This window comes from Sphingobium fontiphilum (assembly GCF_014196635.1).
Lineage (GTDB): Bacteria > Pseudomonadota > Alphaproteobacteria > Sphingomonadales > Sphingomonadaceae > Sphingobium > Sphingobium fontiphilum.
The window spans coordinates 149,145-172,567 of sequence record NZ_JACIEB010000001.1 but is presented as its reverse complement, the minus strand read 5'-3'; the positions used below and the strand labels follow the sequence as shown (position 1 = coordinate 172,567).

20 protein-coding genes are annotated in these 23,423 nt (G+C 63.3%); 12 read left to right on the top strand and 8 right to left on the bottom strand.

Annotated features, from left to right (window positions below):
- Positions 1-165: 165 nt before the first annotated feature.
- The 4 genes from GGR44_RS00735 to GGR44_RS00720 form a co-directional block, all read right to left on the bottom strand.
- Positions 166-1,167 (bottom strand): sterol desaturase family protein, encoded by a 1,002-nt coding sequence (locus GGR44_RS00735; protein WP_425511285.1) that lies wholly within the window; start codon positions 1,165-1,167, stop codon positions 166-168.
- Between the two features lie 301 nt (positions 1,168-1,468).
- Complete coding sequence (locus GGR44_RS00730) at positions 1,469-2,386, bottom strand: Vgb family protein (protein ID WP_425511284.1); 918 nt, start codon at positions 2,384-2,386, stop codon at positions 1,469-1,471.
- 40 nt (positions 2,387-2,426) lie between these two features.
- Positions 2,427-3,425 (bottom strand): MBL fold metallo-hydrolase, encoded by a 999-nt coding sequence (locus GGR44_RS00725; RefSeq protein WP_183953536.1) that lies wholly within the window; start codon positions 3,423-3,425, stop codon positions 2,427-2,429.
- An 18-nt stretch (positions 3,426-3,443) separates the two neighbouring features.
- Positions 3,444-4,523 (bottom strand): MBL fold metallo-hydrolase, encoded by a 1,080-nt coding sequence (locus tag GGR44_RS00720; RefSeq protein WP_183953535.1) that lies wholly within the window; start codon positions 4,521-4,523, stop codon positions 3,444-3,446.
- 208 nt (positions 4,524-4,731) lie between these two features.
- On the opposite strand from GGR44_RS00720, the gene GGR44_RS00715 reads away from it, so the two are divergent.
- Genes GGR44_RS00715 through atzF form a run of 8 tightly spaced genes read left to right on the top strand, consistent with a single transcriptional unit; the run spans position 4,732 to position 14,784 of the window.
- Entirely contained in the window at positions 4,732-5,814 is a 1,083-nt protein-coding gene (locus GGR44_RS00715; RefSeq protein ID WP_183953534.1) for a putative urea ABC transporter substrate-binding protein, read from the top strand.
- 30 nt (positions 5,815-5,844) lie between these two features.
- The gene (locus GGR44_RS00710; protein ID WP_183953533.1) at positions 5,845-6,660 is read left to right on the top strand and encodes an ABC transporter permease; all 816 of its coding nucleotides are present in this window, start codon (positions 5,845-5,847) and stop codon (positions 6,658-6,660) included.
- Positions 6,657-7,439, top strand: a complete 783-nt coding sequence (locus GGR44_RS00705; RefSeq protein ID WP_183953532.1) for an ABC transporter ATP-binding protein — start codon at positions 6,657-6,659, stop codon at positions 7,437-7,439. Before GGR44_RS00710 ends, GGR44_RS00705 begins: the two co-directional genes overlap by 4 nt.
- Positions 7,440-7,451: 12 nt before the next feature.
- The gene (locus GGR44_RS00700) at positions 7,452-7,952 is read left to right on the top strand and encodes a CopG family ribbon-helix-helix protein (protein WP_183953531.1); all 501 of its coding nucleotides are present in this window, start codon (positions 7,452-7,454) and stop codon (positions 7,950-7,952) included.
- Entirely contained in the window at positions 7,949-8,773 is an 825-nt protein-coding gene (locus GGR44_RS00695) for an urea amidolyase associated protein UAAP1 (RefSeq protein ID WP_183953530.1), read from the top strand. Before GGR44_RS00700 ends, GGR44_RS00695 begins: the two co-directional genes overlap by 4 nt.
- A gap of 19 nt (positions 8,774-8,792) precedes the next feature.
- Entirely contained in the window at positions 8,793-9,428 is a 636-nt protein-coding gene (locus GGR44_RS00690; RefSeq protein WP_183953529.1) for an urea amidolyase associated protein UAAP2, read from the top strand.
- Complete coding sequence (uca, locus tag GGR44_RS00685) at positions 9,425-13,009, top strand: urea carboxylase (RefSeq protein ID WP_183953528.1); 3,585 nt, start codon at positions 9,425-9,427, stop codon at positions 13,007-13,009. Before GGR44_RS00690 ends, uca begins: the two co-directional genes overlap by 4 nt.
- Positions 13,006-14,784 carry an allophanate hydrolase gene (gene atzF, locus GGR44_RS00680; RefSeq protein WP_183953527.1) on the top strand — a complete coding sequence of 593 codons (1,779 nt, stop codon included), beginning with the start codon at positions 13,006-13,008 and terminating at the stop codon, positions 14,782-14,784. Before uca ends, atzF begins: the two co-directional genes overlap by 4 nt.
- A gap of 45 nt (positions 14,785-14,829) precedes the next feature.
- Here the strand turns inward: atzF and arsB are convergent, their stop codons facing one another.
- From arsB to GGR44_RS00665, 3 genes are read right to left on the bottom strand one after another with little or no spacing between them, the layout of a single operon-like run.
- Complete coding sequence (arsB, locus tag GGR44_RS00675; RefSeq protein ID WP_281374167.1) at positions 14,830-15,897, bottom strand: ACR3 family arsenite efflux transporter; 1,068 nt, start codon at positions 15,895-15,897, stop codon at positions 14,830-14,832.
- Complete coding sequence (locus GGR44_RS00670) at positions 15,894-16,400, bottom strand: arsenate reductase ArsC (protein WP_183953526.1); 507 nt, start codon at positions 16,398-16,400, stop codon at positions 15,894-15,896. The genes arsB and GGR44_RS00670 overlap by 4 nt, the downstream gene beginning before the upstream one ends.
- Positions 16,397-16,741 (bottom strand): ArsR/SmtB family transcription factor, encoded by a 345-nt coding sequence (locus tag GGR44_RS00665; protein WP_183953525.1) that lies wholly within the window; start codon positions 16,739-16,741, stop codon positions 16,397-16,399. The genes GGR44_RS00670 and GGR44_RS00665 overlap by 4 nt, the downstream gene beginning before the upstream one ends.
- A gap of 151 nt (positions 16,742-16,892) precedes the next feature.
- On the opposite strand from GGR44_RS00665, the gene GGR44_RS00660 reads away from it, so the two are divergent.
- The 3 genes from GGR44_RS00660 to GGR44_RS00650 are packed head-to-tail and all read left to right on the top strand — an operon-like array spanning position 16,893 to position 20,901.
- The gene (locus tag GGR44_RS00660) at positions 16,893-18,968 is read left to right on the top strand and encodes a TonB-dependent siderophore receptor (RefSeq protein ID WP_183953524.1); all 2,076 of its coding nucleotides are present in this window, start codon (positions 16,893-16,895) and stop codon (positions 18,966-18,968) included.
- Positions 18,968-19,549 carry a hypothetical protein gene (locus tag GGR44_RS00655; protein WP_183953523.1) on the top strand — a complete coding sequence of 194 codons (582 nt, stop codon included), beginning with the start codon at positions 18,968-18,970 and terminating at the stop codon, positions 19,547-19,549. Before GGR44_RS00660 ends, GGR44_RS00655 begins: the two co-directional genes overlap by 1 nt.
- Positions 19,546-20,901, top strand: a complete 1,356-nt coding sequence (locus GGR44_RS00650) for a PepSY-associated TM helix domain-containing protein (protein WP_183953522.1) — start codon at positions 19,546-19,548, stop codon at positions 20,899-20,901. Before GGR44_RS00655 ends, GGR44_RS00650 begins: the two co-directional genes overlap by 4 nt.
- 80 nt (positions 20,902-20,981) lie before the next feature.
- On the opposite strand, the gene GGR44_RS00645 is transcribed toward GGR44_RS00650, so the two are convergent.
- On the bottom strand, positions 20,982-22,454 hold the full coding sequence (locus GGR44_RS00645; RefSeq protein ID WP_221214228.1) for a catalase: 1,473 nt from the start codon (positions 22,452-22,454) through the stop codon (positions 20,982-20,984).
- 258 nt (positions 22,455-22,712) lie between these two features.
- Here GGR44_RS00645 and GGR44_RS00640 point away from each other — a divergent pair, with 258 nt between their 5' ends.
- Entirely contained in the window at positions 22,713-23,411 is a 699-nt protein-coding gene (locus GGR44_RS00640) for a L,D-transpeptidase family protein (RefSeq protein WP_343052278.1), read from the top strand.
- The last annotated feature ends 12 nt before the right edge of the window (positions 23,412-23,423 follow it).

Here is a 23,423-nt window from a genome sequence, read left to right as displayed (position 1 = left end):
CCTCGACGCCTCCTCTGGCTGGCATTCTCTCCATCATACCGAGCGGCTTTATGTGGCCCTTATTTTCATGCGGGCCGCCGCTTTCGGTTCTTGTTATCCGGCGTTCTGACCGACGCCGTGCATGTCCATTCCGGCCCGTCGCAACTGCGACAAGCCAAGAGTGCATCAACCCGCAGTCGACACCGACTTGCCCAGCCGGGCCCGGATCGCTTCGATCACCGGCACGAACGGGAACAGGAATTGCTCCCGGATCGACAGACGCCTGCGTTCATCCTGCCCGACCAGAACCCCCTCGCCCTCGCGATAGGTGCCCAGCACCCGGTCGATCAGGATCAGCGAATTGCCATAGTTGCAGCGCGTTTCTTCATAGCCGACCGAATGATGCAGGCTGTGATGGCGGATCGTCGTAAAGATGAATGAATAAAATGGCGGTGGATCGGCGCGCACATTGGCGTGCGCAAAGGTCGACACCACACCCAATATGTTGACCGCGCAGAAAATCGGTGCGGTGTCGAAATCAAACAGCGCCACCACACTCAGGCTGATCAGGAACAGTTCGACCGGATTGCCGACATAACCCTTCATCGCATTGAGCTGGGTGATGTGGTGATGCGGCGCATGGGTCAGCCAGAACGGAGTCCAGTTGTGCATCAGCCTGTGCATCCAATATTGGCCGAATTCGATGAGGAAAACGACCAGCGCGGTCTGCACGAAGAAAGGCAGGGCGGCGGCCCATGGCGTTGCCATGCCCAGCGACGCCTTGATCGCCTTAAGCGGCGCTTCGGCGAACAGGTTGGTCGCCCACGCTATGACCGTATAGCTGAGCACGACATAGAAGAGGTCGGTCAGGAATTCGCGCCTGTTGATCCGCCAGCCGACATGCCGTTCGAAAAGATATTCCAGCCCCAGCACCGAAAAGCTGATCGCAAGGCCGACCAAAATCAGGGTCGCGGGCTGATCGACCAGGGATGGCGGCGCGAAATACCAGAACAGGCAGACCAGCACCACGAACAACGGCGGGATGAGATTGATCAGCGATTGAGTGAGGCTGCTGGCTGGCGCCGCGGCCATTTCCACTCCGCCCGATTGCACGGATGCGCGAACGTCGTCTACAGGTGATGCGAGTTCGCTGGGAAGAATAGCGCCATCGGCCTGCTTTCGATCCATCGCATTGCTCCTGTATCAGGCCGCCAAGCGCCCCGATGTGGGTGATCCCGCTTTCCGGCGATTTCGCCATCCAGACCATGATGCAGACACGGTATTGATATTACCAATTGCGTCAAGAGTATTATTATGATCGCTGCCGCACCGGCGAAATTTTATGGAAAACGGCTTGAAACGGCGATTTTCACGATGATTGTGACTTTGAGCCATTTTTGAAGCAGTGCAATATATTGGTTTTGCAGTTGCGAATTGGACTGACGCATCCGGCGATTCGTTCGGGATTCGGACGAAAGGCGCGGACCGTCTACTGCGGCGCGTGGCTCCACCAGGACATGGTCTTGAGGTCATGCGCGGTCGTCCATATGCCCGATGGCGTGTAGCGGAGCGCGCCGCTGCCCGACGCCTTGCCCGCGCGCGTAACGATTTCCATGCTGGCGGCGTTGATCGCCACGAAGGTCTGATCGTCGGTCGTGCGCAGCCATACCATGCCGCCGCCAGTGTCGATGTCGCCCCATTTCAGGTTGTCGCCGACCTTGACCCGGCCGACCATAGACACCGTAACCGGGTCGATTTTCGCCACCGTGCCTTCGCCCTGTTCCTGCACCCATACCGCCCCTTCGCCCGCCGCAAGAAAGCCGGGCATCTTGCCCAGCGTCAGGCTGTGGGTCACGCTGTTGGTCGCCGGGTCTATGCGCTGCAGCGTCTGCCCCTTGCCGCTCACCACCCACAGGGCGTCGAAGCCGAAGGCGAGATAGGAGGCGTCGGCGGTGACGTCGATCGTCGCGATGACGCTGTTGATGGCGGGGTCGATGCGGGAAATCTTGCCCGCTGTCTGATCGGGCGCCCAGATCGAACCGGCACCCGAAACGACGTTCAATTCCCCACTGGGGCCGATTCCGGCCGGGATGGTCGCCTGAACGGCGGCGGTCTGCGGATCGATCCGATAAACCTCCCCGCCCTTGCAATTGCCCACCCACAGCGAACCGAAGCCCATGGTCATCGCGCCGCACGGCTTGGGCATCGTCACGAAGGCGATCTTGCCGCCCGTCGACCATTGTTCGACCCGCCCGTCATTGGTGGTCCAAACCGTGTTGCCGTCCACCGCCAGAAAATCGGCGAAGCCGGGCACATCCAGCACCTTTTCGGTCAGCGCGGCGGAATCGGGCGATCCGGCCGCGCACAGCGCCATCAGGGCAAGGGGAAGGCCGACGGGTTTCATCATGGTTTCACTCCTGCGCTGATCGCGATGGCTGTTGGGGGTATCAGTAACGATAGGGGTTCCGGTCGATCGTGGTCGTGCCCCGCGTCTGGTTGCACAGGAACACCGTGCCGGTGAAATAGATGCCCGGTTCGGTAATGGTCTTGGCCATCTCGAAAGCGTCGCGCAGTTGCTGCACGGTCATCTGCACCGGCGCCTCATCGGGCTGCCAGGTCATGCCATAGGGATAATCCTGACCGTCCTTGCTGATTTCGACATGGCACCCCATGACATGGGCGACCGGATGGGTATCGCAAAAGGCGATGAGCCGCTTCATGCTCTCGAACCAGGGTTCCCAGAAGCTGATGTAGCACCGCCCCCTGTAGAACATGTCGCCGGTATAAAGGATCTGGCTGTAGCTGTCATAATAGGCGAATTCCGACACGACATGACCGGGCGATCCCCAGATCAATATGTCCCGCCCGCCCAGGTCCAGCGTCACACGCTCTTCGGGAAAATGGGTCATGCCCCAGAAGCCGACCATCTCTTCATGGGTCTGCCCCATATAGCGGGTGTTGGGCCGGTCGGCGAACTGGTTGACCGCCAGATAATGGTCGCCGTGCAGATGGCTGAAGGCGACCAGCAGTTCCAGGCTGGCGGGATCGCGCCCGTTGCGACCGCACCATTGATCGATGCATTCGTCCACCACGCCGCGCAAATCCCACTCGTTGCGCAACTGGGTAAAGCCTTCATCGAGCAGCAGCACACGATCATTGCCGAAATAGAGCGGCGCGAACGGCGCTTCGTAGCTATAGGCCTTGTTCTGCCGCAGGATCGCGGTGTGCTCGTTATACCAATGCACCTGCACCGGCGGATCGGTGTTGTCCATGCAGGACGACGAACCGCATATCCACCTGTCGGGAAAGACGCCGGGCGCGGGCAGATTGGTTTTGAAGTCGACAGGCGCCGGACGGGCGGCGGCGGACGCAACCTGCGCAATGCTGGTCAGGCTGGCGCCGACCGCGACTGCGGCGTTGGCGGTCAGGAAAGAGCGACGGTCCATGGACGGTCTCCGACAGGATCAGAAGTGGAAAGGCGGCGTGATGTTGGGCACGCCCTGCGGCCAGACGCGCGTGCGCTGGTCCGGGCTGACACCGTTGAAGAGCACATATTCGGGCTGGATCAGCATCGTCTCCTTGCCCAGCACCTCTCGCGTCGACTCGATCACCTCGTCGATGATCGCCGGCGGCAGTTCCAGCACGCGCTCATAGGGTTTGTAATTGACGAAGCGGCGATAATATTTGCCGGGCACGAACATCATGTCGATATGACCGCCCAATATCCATTTGACCGGACGGGTGGCGGCGAACGCCTTCAACCGCTCCAGCGACGCTAGAAAATCCTTGTCATTGCCGATGTTGATTCGGCCGGGGAACAGAAGGTCGCCGGTGAACAGGAAATCGCAATAGGGATCGTAGAAGGTCACGCCATCCTTGTGCGTTCCGGGCGTCGGGATCACCTCTATCACCCGGTCGCCCAGGTCGATGCGCCCCGTCCCTGACGGCCAGCTGTTCCCAAGGCCGTAGAACCGCTTCATCACCTCCAGCGGTCGGGGAACAATGACCGTATCGGGCCGACCCGCAAACTGCACCAGTCCCTGGTTCTGCGCCACGTCTTCGCCCGATGTCAGCGCCACCGTCAGCGGCACCTTGCTGCGCCCGCGCATCTGGCTCCAACGCGTTATGATGGCGTCGACCGTCGCCCGCAGTGGATAATGCTGCGCATTGTCCGTGGCCCCGCTGTCGATCAGCAGCGCGCCCTTGTTGCCAAACAGCAGATAGGTGAAGGGCGCCTCCCAATGGACGCAGACATTCTGCCGCAGGACGAAGCTATCCTCATTATATTGCACCACCTGAACGCGCGGATCCCTGTTGGTGGCGGCGACGCTCGACCCGAAAATCCAGCGGAAGGCCAGATCGCCGGGCGCAGGCCCCTCGCAATCATAATGGTGCATCACCGGCGCCTTTGGATGCAGCGGAATGGCGCTGTCGGTGTTGCGCACGCCCGGCGGATTATATTGCAGTTCCGGATTGCCGTTTGGGTAGGTCCGCGTCGAGACGGAAGGCGGCGAAGCGGCGCTGATCGGGCTTTGCGGCATCATATTCTCCCAAAGGGGCGCGGCGCGGCGGCGACCGCAAACCGGCTGCGAAGCTGAAACTCCCCTCCCCCCAAAAACGCTGGCCCGGCGGTTCTCCGTCAGGGCTGCGCGACGGTCAGCCTACCGATATTACAAAGGCGCGCAATAGTAATAATCAAGATGGACAAGCGATGTTTTTGCGGCAATGCTGCAGTGCGAAAGGGGACGAATCATGTTGAAAAGGATCGGCGGCGCAGGAAAACTCATCCTTGTGGCCTGCTCTCTCATGGTGGCGTCCTGCTCGCCTTCGGCCGAGGCGCCGAAGGCCCGCACCGAATTCAATATCGGCTGGTCGATCTATGCCGGCTGGATGCCCTGGCCCTATGCGCAGCAGGCCGGGATCGTGAAGAAATGGGCCGACAAATATGGCCTCAAGATCAACATCGTTCAGGTCAACGATTATGTGGAGTCGGTGAACCAATATACCGCCGGCAAGCTGGACGGCGTGACCGTGGCCAATATGGACGCGCTCACCATCCCGGCGGCGGGCGGCAAGGATACCAGCGCCATCATCGTCGGAGATTATTCCAACGGCAATGACGGCATCATGCTGAAGGGGGCGGACAAGCTGAGCGCCATAAAGGGCCGGCAAGTCTATCTGGTCGAGCTTTCGGTGTCGCATTATCTGCTCGCTCGCGGCCTCAATTCGGTGGGCATGGCGCTGACCGACGTCAAGACGGTGAACACCGCTGACGCGGACATCGTCGGCGCGTTCCAGACACCTGCGGTCACCGCCGCCGTCGCCTGGAACCCGCAGCTTTCGGTGATGAAAGGGACGCCGGGCGCCAGGCAGGTCTTCAGTTCCGCCGACATTCCCGGCGAAATTCTCGACCTGCTGGTGGTCGATACCGAAACGCTGAAGGCCAACCCCAATCTGGGCAAGGCGCTTGCCGGCATCTGGTATGAAACCACCGCGTTGATGCAGCGGCAGGACGAACAGGGCAAGGCGGCCCGCGCCGCCATGGCGAAGCTGGCCGGGTCCACCCCCGAGCTGTTCGACCAGCAACTGGCGACCACCTATCTCTATGCCGATCCCAAGGCGGCGGTCGCCGCAACATCCGCCCCCGCGCTCATCACCACCATGACCCGGGTTCGCGATTTCAGCTTTTCCAAGGGCCTGTTCGGTCAGGGCGCCAAGTCCGCCGACGCGGTGGGCATGTCCTTCCCAGGTAAGAAGACGCTGGGCGACGCCAACCATGTGACGCTGCGTTTCGATGAGAGTTTCATGCAGATGGCCGCCGATGGCAAACTCTGACCGGTCAACCCGCTTGATGGACAGCATCATATGCGTTGGGTGAACCGGCGCCCCCGGCGGGGGACGAGCATATTGTTGGGCGCGATCCCGATCGCCCTGCTGATCCTGCTCTACCTGATCATGGCCGCAAGTCGGCACCAGGCGAACCCCAATGACAAGATTCTGCCCCTGCCCGGCGGCATGGCGGATGCAATGTCGGCGCTGCTGTTCCAGCCGGATCAGTTGACGGGCCAGTTCATTTTCCTCGCCGACACGATGGCCAGCCTTGGCCGGCTGGGTATAGGGCTTGGCATTTCAACCGCTTCAGCGTTGCTAGTGGGCTTGCTGCTGGGCGTCCTGCCCCCAGTTCGCGCGACCTTCTCCCCGCTGGTGACGGGTATCGCCGTCATCCCGCCGATCGCGCTGCTTCCCATCCTGTTCATCGCCTTTGGCCTGGGTGAAACGGCTAAGGTCGCGCTGATCGTGATCGGCATCGCGCCCTTCATGATCCGCGATATCGCCGCCCATATCGCCGCCCTGCCCCGCGAGCAGATCGTCAAGGCGCTGACGCTGGGGGCCAGCAGTTGGCAGGTAATGCTGCGCGTCGCCCTGCCGCAGGCGATGCCCCGCCTGATCCAGTCTGTCCGCCTGTCGCTTGGCCCGGCATGGGTGTTCCTGATCTCGGCGGAGGCTATCGCGTCCGACATCGGCCTTGGCTATCGCATCTTCCTGGTGCGCCGATATCTGTCGATGGACGTCATCCTGCCCTATGTCGCATGGATCGCGCTGCTCGCCATCATCATGGACCTGGCGCTTGTCCGGTGCAGTCGCCGCATCTTCCCCTGGGCGCATGGAGCGCAGCATTGAGCAACTTGCTGAGCCTGCAGAACATCTGGGTCGAATATGGCGACAAGGTCGTGCTGGAGCGGGTCAACCTCGACATCGCCACCGGTTCCTTCGTGTCGATCGTCGGGCCTTCGGGCGCGGGCAAAAGCACCCTGCTGCGCGTTATATTGGGGCAGGAAGCGCCCACGCGGGGCCAGATATGGCTGGATGGCGCGCCGCTTCCCCCTGAATGCGGGCCGGACCGGGGGGTCGTGTTCCAGCGCTATTCGGTTTTCCCGCACCTGACCGTGCTGGGCAATATGCTGTTCGGTCTGGAGTGCGCGCAATCGCCGTTCCTGAGCCGCCTGCTGGGCGCCCACAGACGCACGGCCATTGCCGAAGCGGAAGCCATGCTCGACGCCGTCGGCCTGGGCGACAGCCGCGACATTTATCCCGCGCAGATGTCGGGCGGGATGCAGCAACGGCTGGCGATCGCCCAGGCCCTGATCAAACGTCCGCGCATCCTGTTGCTGGACGAACCCTTTGGCGCGCTCGATCCGGGCATCCGGGCGGACATGCATGGGCTCATCACCCGCCTTTGGCGCGATTATGCTTTGACGATCATCATGGTCACGCACGACATCAAGGAAGCATTCTCGCTGGGCACCCGCGTGCTGACCATCGACAAGCGGCGACGCGACCCGCATGCGCCGCACCGATATGGCGCCACCGCCGTCTATGATCTGGAACTTTCCAGGAAGATTCAGCCTGTTGCGGATGGTGACAAAAGTATTACTGTTGACGTTTCTGGTAATAATTGACAAGGCATAGGCATGACCACTGAACCAGCCAGCCTCGCCCGGCTCAGCATGAGCCTTCCTGCCGATCTCTTCCGCCAGCTGGATATGATGGTGGAAGAGCGCGGCCTTCCCTCGCGCTCGCAGCTCATCGCGGAACTGATCCGCCACGCTCTGGCCGAACATGAGGCGCTGACCCGTCCGGAAAATATGCTCGCGGGCACCATCACGCTGGTTTACCGCGGCGACAGCGGCCGTGTGCGCCATCAACTGGCCCAGACACAGGTCGACTATCTGAAGGAAGTCATCTCCTCTCAGCATGTCTTTCTGGAGGGCGACCAGTCGCTCGAAGTGCTGCTGGTTCAGGGACCGGCGGCGCGCCTGAAAGACCTGTGCGACGCGCTGCGCTCCATTCGCGGCGTCCAGCAGTTGCAACTGGTCAGCACCACGGCGCTGCTTCCGCCATTGCATGAACAGGATGGCGTCGAAAAAGCCGTCTCCGCCAAGGGCAAGTCAGCCAAGGAAGCCGCCGCATGAGCGGGCAACTCGCCGATCCGAAGGCCGCGCGCGACCATGCCCGCGCCATGGCGGGCACAGTGGTCGAAGCCATGCCGATCCTGCCACCGATCGCCCCCGATCTGGCGGCCGTCGCCGCGCCCGACGACATATTGTGGGAAGAAACGATTGCTGCCGGGGGCTACAGCTCGCGCCGGTTGTCGCGCGGATCGCGCCTGCGCCTCATTGACCTTCAGGGTGACGCCTGCGCATCGATGATGATCTTCAACGCGGAGATGCCGACCGAACGGCTGAATGTCGCCGACACGGTGAAGGTGCAGTGGAACGCCTATCTGGGCGCGGGCAAGCTGTTCCTGTCCGACATGGGCCGCGTGCTGATGTCGATCCTGGAGGATAGCGCGGGCACCCATGACGCCTTTTGCGGCCCATCCAACGCCGCCGCCAACGCCGCCAAATATGGCGAAGGGCGCAACAGCGGCGCTTTCCCCAATGGCCGAGACCGGCTTTTGCTGGGCGCGGCCAAGCATGGCCTGGGGCGGCGGGATGTCCACCCGTGCATCAACCTGTTCAAGGGCGTCCGGATCGAGGCGGATGGCGCGATCACGCCGCTGATCGGCCCCTATGCCGCTGGACGCACGATGATCCTGCGCGCGGAAATGGACGTGATCGTCGTGATCGCCAACTGTCCGCATGTGCTGGACCCGCGCGAAGAATGGACGGTGACGCCGCTGCGCGCATCCGCCTGGCGCGGGGCCATAACGGCCGCTGATGACGCCGTGCGCAACGCAACGCCGGAAGGCATGCGCGCCTTCCTGAATGTCGAAGATTATTTCCGTCGCTGAACAAAGGGAGCATGGCGCCATGACCGCCGACCCGCATATCGCTGGCCTTTCGGGCTCTATCGTCCATGACGAGGTCGTTCCGGCCCGCGCACCCTGGCTGCATCATATTGCCGCCGGACAGACGCTGCGCATCGTCGATCTGGAAGGCAATCAGGCAGTCGACTTCCTGCTCTATTCGGCCGCCGACGACAGCGAACGCTACAGCGCGCAGGATACGGTTTCGGCGCAGGGCAATCTGTTCCTGCGCACGGGCACCATCCTGCGGTCGAATGAAGGCCGCCCAATGATGACGATCACCGCCACAGCGGTCGATTATCACGACACGATCGGCGGCGCATGTTCCTGTGAATCCAATACCTTGCGTTATGGTCATCACACCAAGTCGCAACATGCCTGCGTCGACAATTTCCTGGAGGCGAACCTGATCGAGGGACGAAGCAAGCGCGACATCGTATCGAACATCAACTTCTTCATGAATGTTCCGGTGGAGGAAGACGGTTCGCTGGGCATTGTCGATGGCATATCGGCCCCAGGCCTGACCGTAGACCTGCGCGCGGAGATGGACGTCATCGTCGTCGTGTCCAACTGCCCTCAGATCAACAATCCCTGCAACGGTTTCAACCCGACCCCCGTGCGGATGATCGTGGCCGCATGAGCTTCGACACCGTTCTGGTCGCCAATCGCGGCGCGATCGCCACCCGTATCATCCGCACCCTGCGCCGCATGGGTCTTCGCTCGGTCGCCATTTATTCGGAAGCCGACGCCGGTTCGCTCCACGTCGCTCAGGCGGACGTGGCGGTGTGTATCGGCCCCGCTCCCGCGACGGAAAGCTATCTCGACAGCGCGGCGATATTGAAGGCGGCGAAGGAAAATGGCGCTGGCGCGATCCATCCCGGTTACGGCTTTCTGGCCGAAAATGCCGATTTTGCCGAAGCCTGCGCCGCAGCCGGCATTGTCTTCATCGGGCCGACGGCGGACAATATCCGCACATTCGGACTGAAGCACAGCGCCCGCACGCTGGCCGCCGCCAATGACGTGCCGTTGGCGCCGGGCACGGGCCTGCTGACCGATGCGGAGGAGGCCGCGAAGGCGGCGAACGACATTGGCTATCCCGTCATTCTGAAGGCGACGGCGGGCGGCGGCGGCATCGGCATGCGCATCTGCGAGGATGAAGCCGCCGTGCGCGAAGGCTTTGCCGGTGTAGCGCGGCTGGGCGCGGGCAATTTCGGCGACGCGGGCGTGTTTCTGGAACGCTATATCGGCCGCGCCCGCCATATCGAGGTGCAGATTTTCGGTGATGGCGCGGGCCGGGTCATGGCGTTGGGCGAGCGCGACTGTTCGCTCCAGCGCCGCAACCAGAAGGTAGTGGAGGAAGCCCCCGCCCCACTGCTGCCCGACGCCGTGCGCGCCGACCTGTTCGCCGCCGCCGTCCGTCTGGGGCAGGCCGCCGCTTATCGTTCGGCCGGCACCGTCGAGTTCCTTTACGACGCCGAGCGGCAGCAATTCTTCTTTCTGGAGATGAACACCCGGCTTCAGGTCGAACATGGCGTCACCGAAGAGGTGATGGGCATTGACCTCGTCGAATGGATGATCCGCGGCGGCGCGGGCGACTTCGCGTTTCTCGACGCTCCCGCCCCGACGCCAAAAGGCCATGCGGTGCAGGTGCGTCTCTATGCCGAAGATCCGGCACAGGATTATCGCCCGACATCGGGCAATCTGACGGCGGTCGAATTCCCCGACGATATTCGCGCGGAAACATGGGTCAGCGCGGGCACGGCGGTCAGCGCCTGGTATGATCCGATGCTGGCCAAGCTGATCGTCCATGCGCCCGACCGCGACGCCGCGATTGCCGCCATGCAGGCCGCGCTCGGCCAGAGCCGGGTGGACGGCATCGAAACCAATTTGCGCTGGCTGCGTGACGTCGTTCGCAACCCCGATTTCGTCGGGGGCGAGGTTTCGACCAAGCTGCTCGACACCATCACCTATAACCCGCGCAGCATCCGCGTGGTGAGCGGCGGCACCGCCACCACCGTGCAGGACTGGCCGGGTCGTCAGGGCCTGTGGGCCATCGGCGTGCCGCCTTCAGGGCCGATGGACGACCGGTCCTTCCGCATCGGCAATCGCTTGCTGGGCAACGCCGAAGGCACGGCTGGGCTGGAAATGACGGTCAGCGGGCCGACCCTATTTTTCAACGCGCCAGCGCGCATTTGCCTGACCGGCGCGGATTTCGGCGCAAAGCTGGACGACAAGGCGGTCGAGCGCGGCGCGGTGATCGACATCGCGGCGGGACAGACGCTTTCCCTCGGCCGCGCGACCGGCGGCGGGATGCGCGGATACATATTGTTCGCAGGCGGCCTCGACATCGCGCCCTATCTGGACAGCCAGAGCACGTTCGAACTGGGCCAGTTCGGCGGCCATGCCGCACGGCGTCTGCTGGCGGGCGACACGCTGCATTTGGGCGACGGCGAGACGCTGGCGCAAGCGCCCTCGCTCGCCCTCCCCGCCCTTGGCGAAAGCTGGGAACTGCGCGTCCTTTACGGGCCGCATGGCGCACCCGATTTCTTCACCGACGACGATATCGCCACCATCGTTTCCGCCGACTGGCAGGTCCATTATAACAGCAACCGCACCGGCGTGCGGCTGGTCGGGCCAAAGCCGCAATGGGCCCGCACCGACGGCGGCGAGGCGGGTCTGCACCCATCCAACATACACGACAATCCCTATGCCATCGGCGCGGTCGACTTCACCGGCGACATGCCGATCATCCTGGGGCCCGACGGCCCATCGCTCGGCGGTTTTGTCTGCCCATTCGTGGTGATTGCGGCCGACCGCTGGAAAATCGGCCAGCTCAGCCCCGGCGACCGGCTGCGCTTCGTGCCGGTGACGGCGGAAGACGCCGCCGCCGCCGACAGCGCGGGTCTGGAACCGACAGGCCCTGTCAGCCCGCGCAACGTCGCTATGCTGTCCCCCATATTGGCGGAGATACCCGCGCGCGGCATCTGCCCGCGCACGGTTTACCGGCAACAGGGCGACCGCAACATCCTGGTCGAATATGGCCCGATCATGCTCGACATCGAACTGCGGATCCGCGTCCATGCTTTGATGACGGAACTGGAACGGCTCGCGCTGCCCGGCGTGATCGACATCGTGCCTGGCATCCGTTCGCTGCAACTGCATTTCGACGGCAGCACGTTGGACCAGAAAGGCGCTCTGGCGGCCCTGATCGCGGCGGAGGAGCGGCTCGGCGATCTGGAGGATTTTTCGGTGCCCTCGCGCATCGTCCACCTGCCGCTCAGCTGGCGCGACCCGGCGACCATCGAGACGATCGAGAAATATATGGGCGCGGTGCGCGACGATGCGCCATGGTGCCCCGACAATATCGAGTTCATCCGGCGCATCAACGGCCTGCCCGACGCGCAGGCGGTGGAAGACCTGATCTTCGACGCCAGCTATCTGGTGATGGGCCTGGGCGACGTCTATCTGGGCGCGCCGGTCGCCACGCCGGTCGATCCGCGCCACCGGCTGGTGACGACCAAATATAATCCCGCCCGCACATGGACCCCGCCCAATGTTGTCGGCATCGGCGGCGCCTATATGTGCATTTACGGGATGGAGGGGCCGGGCGGCTATCAGCTTTTCGGCCGCACCATCCAGGTCTGGAACACCCATCGCCAGACCGACGCCTTTGTCGACGGAAAGCCTTGGCTGCTGCGCTTCTTCGACCAGATCCGCTTCTACAAGGTGAGCGCGGAGGAACTGGTCGAATGGCGGCGCGACTTCCCGACCGGCCGACGGTCGATCAGGATCGAGGAATCGGAATTCCGTCTGTCCGACTATCGCGCTTTCCTGTCCGAAAATGCCGGGTCGATCGCGGCTTTCGAACGAAGCCGTCAGGCCGCCTTCGACGAAGAGCGCGCGGAATGGCGGCGTTCGGGCGAATTCGACCGCATCACCGACCTGACGGCTCAGGCCGATGGCGCGACGGAAGCCGCCGCCATCGAAATCCCGGAAGGCACCGACCTGATCGAAGCCCCCTTTGGCGGCAGTGTCTGGAAATTGCTGGTCGCCCCCGGCGACACGGTCAAGGCGGGCGATGTCATCGCAGTGATCGAGGCGATGAAGATGGAGTGCCCGCTCGAAAGCCCCGGAAGCGGCAAGATCGAGGCGCTTTACATGCAGGAACGCCAGTCCCTGCAGCCCGGATCCCCTCTTATGGCATTGCGGAGGGACGCTTGACCGCACTCGACCGGCAAAGCGTCGCGGCCATCGCCGAAGCCGTCAACAACGGCCGGACCAGCGCGCTTGCCACGATGCAGGACACGCTGGCGCGGATCGCCGCCTATGACGCGATCCAGCCGCAGGTGTGGATCAGCCGCGCCGCGCCCGAAGCCCTGCTGGCCGCCGCCCGTGCCATCGACGCACGGATCGCGGCGGGCGAGCATCTGCCGCTGGCGGGCGTGCCCTATGCCGCCAAGGACAATATCGACGTCGCCGGGCTCAAAACGACAGCCGCATGCCCCGCCTTCGCCTATCGCCCGGACGCATCGGCCGGGGTCATCGAGCGGCTGGAGGCGGCCGGAGCTATCTGCGTCGGCAAGACCAATCTCGACCAGTTCGCCACCGGCCTCAACGGATCGCGCAGCCCCTATGGCATACCGCGCAACGCCTATAACCTCGCCTATGTCAGCGGCGGCTCCAGCTCCGGCTCGGCGGTCGCGGTGGCGGCGGGGCTGGTGCCCTTTGCGCTGGGCACCGACACCGCCGGGTCGGGCCGGGTGCCCGCCGCCTTCAATCATCTGATCGGCTTCAAGCCCAGCAAGGGCCGGTGGAGCACGCGCGGGCTGGTCCCCGCCTGCCGAACGCTCGACTGCATCACCGTGTTCACCGACGGGATTGCCGACGCACGGCTATTGGACGATGTGATCGCGGCCTTTGACCCCGCCGATCCCTATTCGAAGGAGCGCGCGGACAGCCCGGTTACGCCCCGCCGCATCGGCGTGCCGCGCCTCGACCAGCGCCTCTTCTTTGGCGACGCGGAATCCGAATATCTCTATGACCGGGCTCTGGACACGCTCGGCGCGACGGCGGAAATCGTCGAGATCGACATCGAACCGCTGCTGGAGGCGGCCCGGCTGCTCTATGAAGGGCCGTGGGTTGCAGAACGCACGGCCGCTCTGGACGACCTGCTGACCCGCAATCCCGAAGCCATCGACCCGACCGTGCGTGAAATCGTGGAGGCGGGGCGGGACATGCGCGCCGTCGACCTGTGGAAGGGCATTTATCGCCTCGCGGAGCTCAAGCGCCACGCCGACGCGATTTGGGCAAATCTGGACATGCTCGCCTTCCCCACCGCCGGAACCACCTATCGCGTGATCGAGATGCTGGCGGCCCCCATCGCGCTCAACAGCGCATTCGGGCGCTACACCAATTTCGTCAATCTGCTGGACATGGCGGCGGCCGCCATCCCCGCAGGGGTCCGCGCCAATGGCACGGGCTTTGGCATCACGCTGATCGCCCCCGCCGACACCGATCAGGCGCTGCTGGAGGTTGCCGAACGCCACCTCGCCACAGCCGCCTTGCCGCCACCGCCACCACTCGATCTGGAGGGAAGAATGCAGACCGTGAAACTCGCCGTCGTCGGCGCGCACTTGAAGGATATGCCGCTACACTGGCAGTTGACCTCGCGCGACGCGACTTTTGTCGGCGCGTTCGAGACCGCGCCCAATTACCGGCTCTATGCCATCGCCAACAGCGTGCCGCCCAAGCCGGCGTTGATCCACAGCGCGGAAGGCGCGCCGATCAAGGTGGAGGTTTATGAACTGGACGTCGCCGCCTTTGGCAGCTTCGTCGTCGAAGTGCCCGCCCCGCTCGCCATCGGCACGGTGACCTTAAGCGATGGCTCCAGCGTAAAGGGCTTTGTCGCCGAACCGCGCGCCATCGACGGCGCGGAGGACATCACCCATCTGGGCGGCTGGCGCGCCTTCATCGCGCAGCAGACCCCGACAGGCTGAGCCATCCCCGGCGATGGCGCGGCGCAGGGCCGGAGCCGTCGTCCGCTATTGCATCGGCGCGAACCAGTTTCGCCGGAACCACAGGGCCAGGTTGACCAGCGCGATCAGCACCGGCACCTCAACCAGCGGGCCGATCACCGCCGCGAAGGCGACGGGTGAAGCCAGACCGAAGGCGGCGATGGCCACCGCGATCGCCAGTTCGAAATTGTTGGAAGCCGCCGTGAAGGACAGCGCCGCCGTGCGGGGATAATCCGCGCCGATGGCGCGGCCGCTGGCGAAGGCCAGCACGAACATGACGACGAAGAACAGCATCAGCGGTATCGCCACGCGCAACGCATCCATGGGCAGCGCCAATATCTCTCCGCCTTTAAGGCTGAACATCGCGACGATGGTAAAGAGCAGCGCGACCAGTGTCAGCGGGCTGATGGCCGGCAGGAAAGTCCCTTCATACCAAGCCGCGCCCCGCGCCTTCATCAGGCTGCGACGAACCAGAAACCCGGCGAGGAAAGGTATGCCCAGATAGGTCAGCACCGCCTTGGCGATCATCGCGAAGTCAATGTTCACGATGTGCCCCTCCAGCCCGAACAGCGGCGGCAGCACGGTCAGGTAGAACCAGGCATAGGGCACATAGAAGACGATCTGGAACAGCGAGTTGAAGGCGACCAGACCGGTCACATATTCCGGGCTGCCCCCGGCCAGTTGGTTCCACACCAGCACCATGGCGATGCAGGGCGCGATGCCGATCAGGATCAGGCCGGTCATATAATCGGGGCGGTCAGGCAGCAGCAGCGCCGCCAGACCGAACATGAAGGCGGGCGCAACCACCCAGCATAGCAGGAACGACAGCAGCAGCGTCCGCCCGTCGCGAAACACCTGCCCCAACGCCTCGTAACGCACCTTCGCCAGCGGCGGGAACATCATCAGGATAAGGCCGATGGCGATGGGGATGCTGGTGGAGCCGACCGACATGGCGCCCAGCGCAGCGGGCACGGCCGGGGCCAGCGATCCGATGGCGATGCCTGCCGCCATCGCGGCGAATATCCATATCGTCAGATAACGGTCGAGAAAGGACAGACGCGGACGGGGTTGATCGAGGGCTATCGTGGCCATCATGCGGCTCCTTCCATCGCGCCGATCCGCGCCAGTTCGCTGGCCAGCGCCTTGCGGTCCATGGTTTCGAACGGCAGGTCGAGCAGCGCACGAACGCGCAAGTCCAGCCAGCGCCATGTCTGTTCGAACGCTGCGTCGACATTCGCCTCGTCACCATCCACATCGGCGGGATCGGGCAGCCCCCAATGCGCCTTGACCGGCGCGCCGAGAAAAATCGGACAGGCCTCGCCAGCCGCGTTGCCGCAAACCGTGATGGCCAGGTCGATCGGCGGCGCATCCGGGCCGGTGAATTCGTCCCAGCTTTTCGATCGGAACGGCGCGGTGTCGATGCCGCGGCGCTCCAGCAGACGCAGGGCGCCGGGATGCGGCGCGCCCTTGGGCTTGCTGCCCGCGCTGAAGGCGGCGATGCGCCCTTTGCCCCGTTCGCCCAATATAGCCTCGCCCAGTATGGAACGGGCCGAATTGCCGGTGCACAGAACCAATATGTGGAATGGCCGTTCGCTCATGGTAGCGCGCCTTCTTCGGCAGCAGCAGGATTGCAGGGCGCGTCGGGGGCGCAGGCGACCCCGCCGCAGCAATTTTCGGTCATGTAGGCCATCAGGGCGTTCATCGCCTGATAATCGGCCGTGTAGATGATGGATCGGCTCTGCCGCCGCTGCGAGACAAGCCCGGCATAGGCGAGTTGCGCCAGATGAAAGCTCATCGACGACGCCGGCACGCCGAGCGCATCGGCCAGCGCGCCCGCCGCCATGCCATCCGGCCCGGCTTGCACCAGCAGGCGATACACAGCCAGCCGATGCTCCTGCGCCAGAGCCCCCAAGGCGCGAACCACTTCCATGGCGTTCATCCATTCACCTCAATGATTCGATAAATATCGAAATATAGAAATCTCAGTCCAAGTCAACTTGGATGGCCGTCATTTCATCTTGATAATGATAATGATTCTTATTAGTGAGTCGTGGCATTCGATCTTTCCTCGGACTTTCAAAGGAAGCGCCATGACATTCGCCCGATCCGCCCTGCTGGCCTGCACGGCCATGGTCAGCTTTCCCGCGCTGGCGGAAGAGGTGGAGACAGAGGGCGCACGCGACGACATCGTCGTCACCGGCGCGCTTCAGGCAAGCGGCGCAGCGACCAAGACCGACACGCCGGCCATCCATACGCCCCAACCCGTCACCATCGTGACCGATGATGTCTATCTGGCGCAGGGCGCGCTCTCGATTTCGGAAACGCTGCGCTATGTCGCCGGGGTTCAGGCCAATCCCTATGGCCCCGACGGCCGGGTGGACGGCGGCTTCATTCGCGGCATCAACCCGATCCAGTTCCGCGACGGGATGCGCGACCTGTTCAGCTATTATGCCAGCATCCGGTCCGACCCCTATAATTTCTCGCAAGTGGAGGTGGTGCGCGGTCCGGCTTCAGTGCTGTTCGGCAATGGCTCGATCGGCGGCCTCATCAACATGGTGTCGAAAGTGCCCGAATTCGAAAATGGCGGGGAAATGCAGTTGCGCTATGGCTCCTTCGACCTCAGGGAGGCGCTGGCGGACGTGCAAGGCGTGCTGGCGGACGGCCTTGCTGGCCGCATCGTGGCGCGGGTGCGCGACGCAGGGACGCAGGTCGACCATGTTGATGACGACCGGGTGATGATCGCCCCGTCGCTCCGCTGGCAGGCGGGCGCCAAAACCGACATCACGCTCATTGGGCTATATCAGGAGGATGACGGCGGATCGACGTCGCAATTCCTGCCGCTCTATGGCACGCTATACGCCAATCCCAATGGCAAGCTGCCCAACAACCGCTTCATCGGCAAACCGGGGTGGGACCGTTATGATGGCAGGCTGATTGAAGGTACGGCGATCCTCGACCACCGTTTCAACGAGCATGTGAAGCTGAGCCTCAAGGCGCGCTATATCGACAGCGATCTGACCTACCTCACCCATTATCCTGACAATTATTCCAATCCGACCAGTCCCTTCGTCGATGCCGACCAGCGGATCATGGGCCTTTATGCCGATGGCAGCTATGCGCGGATGAACGTGTTTTCGACCGACAACAACCTTCGCGTCGACTTCAATACCGGCGAAGGGATTGAGCATGTGCTGCTGGCCGGGGTCGATTATAGCTGGAACCGGGTGCGCAAGACCGGTGGTTTCGGCTATGAATATATCGATATTTACACTCCCGATTATGACGCTCTGCCGGACTATGGCGGCGGCCTGCCCGATACTTTTGGCATCACCACGTCCGGCACGACCCAGAAGCAACTGGGCTTCTACCTTCAGGACCAAATTCGACTATGGGATCGTGTTTCGGTCGTGCTGGGCGGGCGTCGCGACAATTTCCGCGCGCGCGACCTGGGCGGAACGACTGAAGAAACCAACGCCACCACCTTCCGCGCGGGCATCATCGCGGAGCTGGCAAAGGGCGTTTCACCCTTCTTCAGCTATACCGAATCCTTTGAGCCGCTGGCGGGCCTCGACGACGATGGCGACAGCTTCAAGCCCAAGACCGGCAAGCAGTTCGAGGTCGGCGTTAAATTCCACCCCGACGAAGCGACGCTGATGACCGTCACGGGCTATCATATCCGTGAGAATGGCCGCCTCATCGGCACGCCGGTGGGCCAGACTCAGGCGGGCAAGGCGACGTCGAAGGGCTTTGAGGTCGAAGCCAGCAGGATGCTGCCCGGCGATTATCAGATCATCGTCAACTACAGCCGCAACAAGGCGGAACTCAAGGGATCCGGACGGCAGCTGGACAATGTGCCGCGCACCAATGCATCGATCTGGGCGACGAAAAGCTTTGGCGTCGGTGACGGCGCCACCCTGCGCCTGGGCAGCGGTGTGCGCCATTCGGGCGTCAGTCGATCCTATGGCGCCGCCTTCCCCGAAGGCGTCCGCACCCCCGCCTACACCATTGTCGACGCGCTGGCCGAAATCGGCTGGAAACAGTGGACGTTCGCGATCAACGCCAACAACCTGCTGGGCAAGAAATATTATGCGGCTTGCCTGGCGCGGGGCGATTGCTTCATCGGGGCCGAACGCAATATCTTCGGCACGATGAGCTATCGTTTCTGATGATCATGCCAGCCCTTTGGCTCTGGGTGGGCGGCCTCGCTGCGACGATGGCCGTGCTGGGCCTGCGCGCCGCGTGGTCGCGCCAGCATAGGTCGACCACTGCCAACGCCCTATGCTGGGGTTTTATGGGCCTTGCGCTCGCCATCGGCTGGGCGGCGGCAGGCGCCTGGGGCATGGCGGTGGTGTCGCTCGCTGGAACGGCCTGCGCGTTCATATTGCTCGCGCAGGCGGCGATCACCGCTCCGACCGGCAAGGCCAGCGCATCGACCCGGCGCGCGCACATGCTGCCGGAAAAGGGGGAGGCGCTGCACCTGTGGCGGCGCATCGCAACCTTCCTCCTCTGCGTGCCCGTGGCGCTGGCCGTCGCCCTCCTCCTCGCGCTGGCGGCGCGGGCGATTGCCAGCGCAGCCGGTTGGGGAGAGGCCGACAGCAACGTCCTCACCCTCTTCCTGATGCCGCTATGCTGGGCGCTTCTGCTCTTCGCCCTGTTGATGACACAGGGCCGTCGCGCGCAAGCCCGTGTGCTGGCGGCGCTCGCCAGCATTCCGATCCTCATTCTCCTGCTGGAGAGGCTGGCATGAACTCCCCCATCGGCAAGGATGCCGTCAAACAGGCGCTGTCCGCCCATGCCGCCATCGGCCTGCTGGCGAGCGCCATGCTCTACCTCGTTTGCCTGACCGGCGCGCTCGCCGTCATTAGCGAGGAATGGCAGCGCATCGAACAGCCCGATGCGCCGGAAATGCCCGCCATCGCGCCCGAAGCGGTGCAAAAGGCGGTGACGCAGATTCTGGACGACGAAAAGGCGCTGAAGAAGACGAGCCATCTCTACGTCCACCTGCCAACCCCCGGCCTTCCGCGCACGACGATCACCACCGATCATCGCGCCGTGCATGTGGAACGGACCGGCGAGATCGCCGGCCGCGAGGAAAATGGCTGGACCGAATTTCTCGGCGCGCTTCACTATCAACTGCACCTGCCGGGCATAATTGGCCTCGCCATTGTCGGCATATTGGGCGTGATGATGATCGCGCTGTCGCTGTCCGGCGTCATCGCCCATCCGCGCATTTTCCGCGACGCCTTCCGCCTGCGTGCCCGCGACCGGGGCGGCATCGCCCTTGCCGACTGGCACAACCGGCTGGGCGTGTGGACGCTGCCCTTTTCGCTCGCCATTGCGCTGACGGGCGCGATGATCGGTTTGGCGTCCGTCACGGGCTATGGCCTTGCCGCCAGCTTCTACGAAGGCAATCTGGAAAAGGTCTATGCTCCGATATTCGGCGGAGAGGGCAAGCTGGACGCGCATGACGCGCCCCCGCCCGATGTCGCCGCCGCCTTGCGCGACATGGCCAGCCGCGCTCCGCAGGCGCAGCCCTATTACGCCATCATCCATGATCCGCTGACCAGGGGCCAGCATGTCCAGATCATCGCCACCCATCCCCGGCGGCTGATTTTTGGCGAATATTATGATTTTGACGCCGCCGGTCGTTTCCGGGGCAAGGCGGGCCTGTCCGATGGCGCTTTGGGGCAACAGGTGGCTGCGTCCAGCTATAACCTCCATTTCGGCAATTATGGCGGCCTGATCGTCAAGATCGCCTATCTCGCCTTCGGCATAGCCCTGTGCGCCATCATCGCCACGGGAACCTCCATCTGGCTCGGCAAGCGTGAACGCCGGGGTCTGTATCATCCACGCCTGCGCAATGGATGGGACGGGGTGGTCTGGGGCATCCCGGCGGCGCTGGGGATCACGCTGGCCGTGCGACTGATCGCGGGACAGGACGCGCCCCTCATCCCCATCTTCTGGAGCCTGTTGGCCCTCATCCTGGGCCTGTGCATCGCCTGGCCGCCGCAGCGCGCGGCAAAGCCCCGGTTACGGCAATTGCTGGGATTTGCCCTCGCCGCTTGCCTCATCGGCGCGTTGCTGCCGCAACTGGGGTAGCGCCCCGAAGATGGCGATCCACAGCGCGCGCTTGCGCGAACGGGCGTCAGCAATTCCGTTGCGCGCCCGTTCGCCAGAACCTATCCCGCCATGCCAAGCGCCGTCGCCACGCCGGCGCCATAGGCCGGATCACAGCGCATGCAATTGTCGATGTGGCGCTGCTTGATGAAATCAGGCGCATCGCCCATCGCCCGCGCCGTATTGTCGAACAGGGCCTGCTGCTGCTGCGCGCTCATCTGCTGGAACAGCTTGCGCGGCTGAGTGAAATAATCATCGTCATCCTCGCGGAAATTCCAATGTTTCGCGTCACCCGAAATACGCAGCGGCGGCTCGGCATAGTCGGGCTGCTCCTGCCACTGGCTGAAGCTGTTGGGTTCATAATGCGGGCGGCTGCCATAATTGCCGTCCATCCGGCCATAGCCGTCGCGATGATTGCTCATCACCGGGCAGCGCGCCGCGTTGACCGGAATCTGATGATAATTCACCCCCAACCGATAACGCTGGGCGTCGGCATAGTTGATGAGCCGCGCCTGCAACATCCTGTCAGGCGACACGCCTATGCCCGGCACCAGGTTCGACGGGGCGAAGGCGCTCTGTTCGATGTCCATGAAGTAATTGTCGGAATTTCGGTTCAGTTCAAACTCGCCCACCTCGATCAGCGGATAATCCTCCTTGTACCAGACCTTCGTAAGGTCGAAGGGGTGGAAGCGATAGGTTTCGGCCTCCGCCTCCGGCATGATCTGCACGAACATCGTCCATTTCGGGAAATCGCCCCGCTCTATCGCGTCATACAGGTCGCGCTGATGCGATTCCCGATCGCCGCCGACGATCGCCGCCGCTTCCGCATCGGTCAGGTTCTCAATGCCCTGCTGGGTCTTGAAGTGGAACTTCACCCAGAAACGCTCACCCGCCTCGTTCCAGAAGCTGTAGGTATGGCTGCCAAAGCCATGCATCGTCCGGTAGCTTTTGGGGATGCCGCGATCCGACATCACCACCGTCACCTGGTGGAAGGCTTCGGGCAGCAGCGTCCAGAAATCCCAGTTGTTGGTGGCGCTGCGCATGTTGGTGCGCGGGTCGCGCTTCACCGCCTTGTTAAGATCCGGGAATTTGCGAGGATCGCGCAGGAAGAAGACGGGCGTATTGTTGCCCACCATGTCCCAATTGCCTTCCTCCGTATAGAATTTCAGGGCAAAGCCGCGAATGTCGCGCTCTGCATCGGCCGCGCCGCGTTCGCCCGCGACGGTGGTGAAGCGCGCGAACATCTCGGTCTTCTTGCCCACTTCGCTGAAAATCTTGGCGCGGGTATAGCGGGTGATGTCATGGGTGACGGTGAAGGTGCCGAAGGCGCCCGAACCCTTGGCGTGCATCCGTCGTTCGGGGATGACTTCGCGCACGAAATTCGCCAGCTTCTCGTTCAGCCACACGTCCTGCGCCAGCAAGGGCCCACGCGCACCGGCGGTCAGGCTGTCCTGATTATTGGGAACCGGGGCGCCGAATGCGGTCGTCAGATGCGACACGGGACATTGGCCCGCATCGGGATGAATCATTGTCATGGCGTCTTCTCCTTCGAATGATGGGCAAGGATAGGCTCCGCGCGACTAATTCGTCCACTGCATTAAAATCATCAATATGATCGACTGAATAGATTATTGGATCAATGCTGTCGCGATAACGCCAGGCGTTCGCTCCCTGCATTGCGGCCGTCCCATCATGGGATCAAAGGGCCGATCCAATAGCATTGTCCTCGTCGGAAAGCCGTGGTTAATAGGTCGTAAATGACCGCCCGCCCCCTTGCCCCTCTGAGCAGCGCTGTGGCCGCATTGTCTGCGATAGTCGGCTGGGCCGGACTCCAGCCCTCAGAAGCGGCGACAGCCCCCGCGCAGCAGGTGGCGATCCAATCGCCGGGCGCCTGGCAATGGCTGGCCGATGGTCCCTTTGTCGGCCCGATTTACATGGTGGTCAGCATCTCCCGGCAACAGATTCATGTTTATGACGGCGACCGCCTGATCGCGGCGGCGGCCGTCTCGACGGGAACGAAGGGACACAGCACCCCTACGGGCGACTTCCCGATCCTGCAAAAGCGCGTAAAACACCGGTCCAACATCTACAGCAACGCGCCCATGCCCTTCATGCAGCGGCTGACATGGGGCGGCATCGCTCTTCATGCCGGCCATAATCCGGGTTATCCGGCCAGCCATGGCTGCATCCGCCTGCCCTATGCCTTTGCGCAAAAACTGTTCGGGCTGACGCAGCTTGGCACATTGGTCACGGTGGCGCCGGACCGGCTGAACGCGACAATCGCGCTTGACCCGCTGGTGTTGAATGATCGGTCTGCAACGGTCATCGTCGGCTTCACGCCGCGCTCAACGCCCTTCACGCCGCCGCCCGCGACAGCAGCGCAGCCTTTGACGATCAGCCCGGCAATGAAAGACCAGTCGGAGCAGGCGCCCCGGCTGGCCATTGATCCAGCGATCTTCATTCCACGCCTGTCGAGCGACCGGACGCGTTAAGCGCGGTCGGCG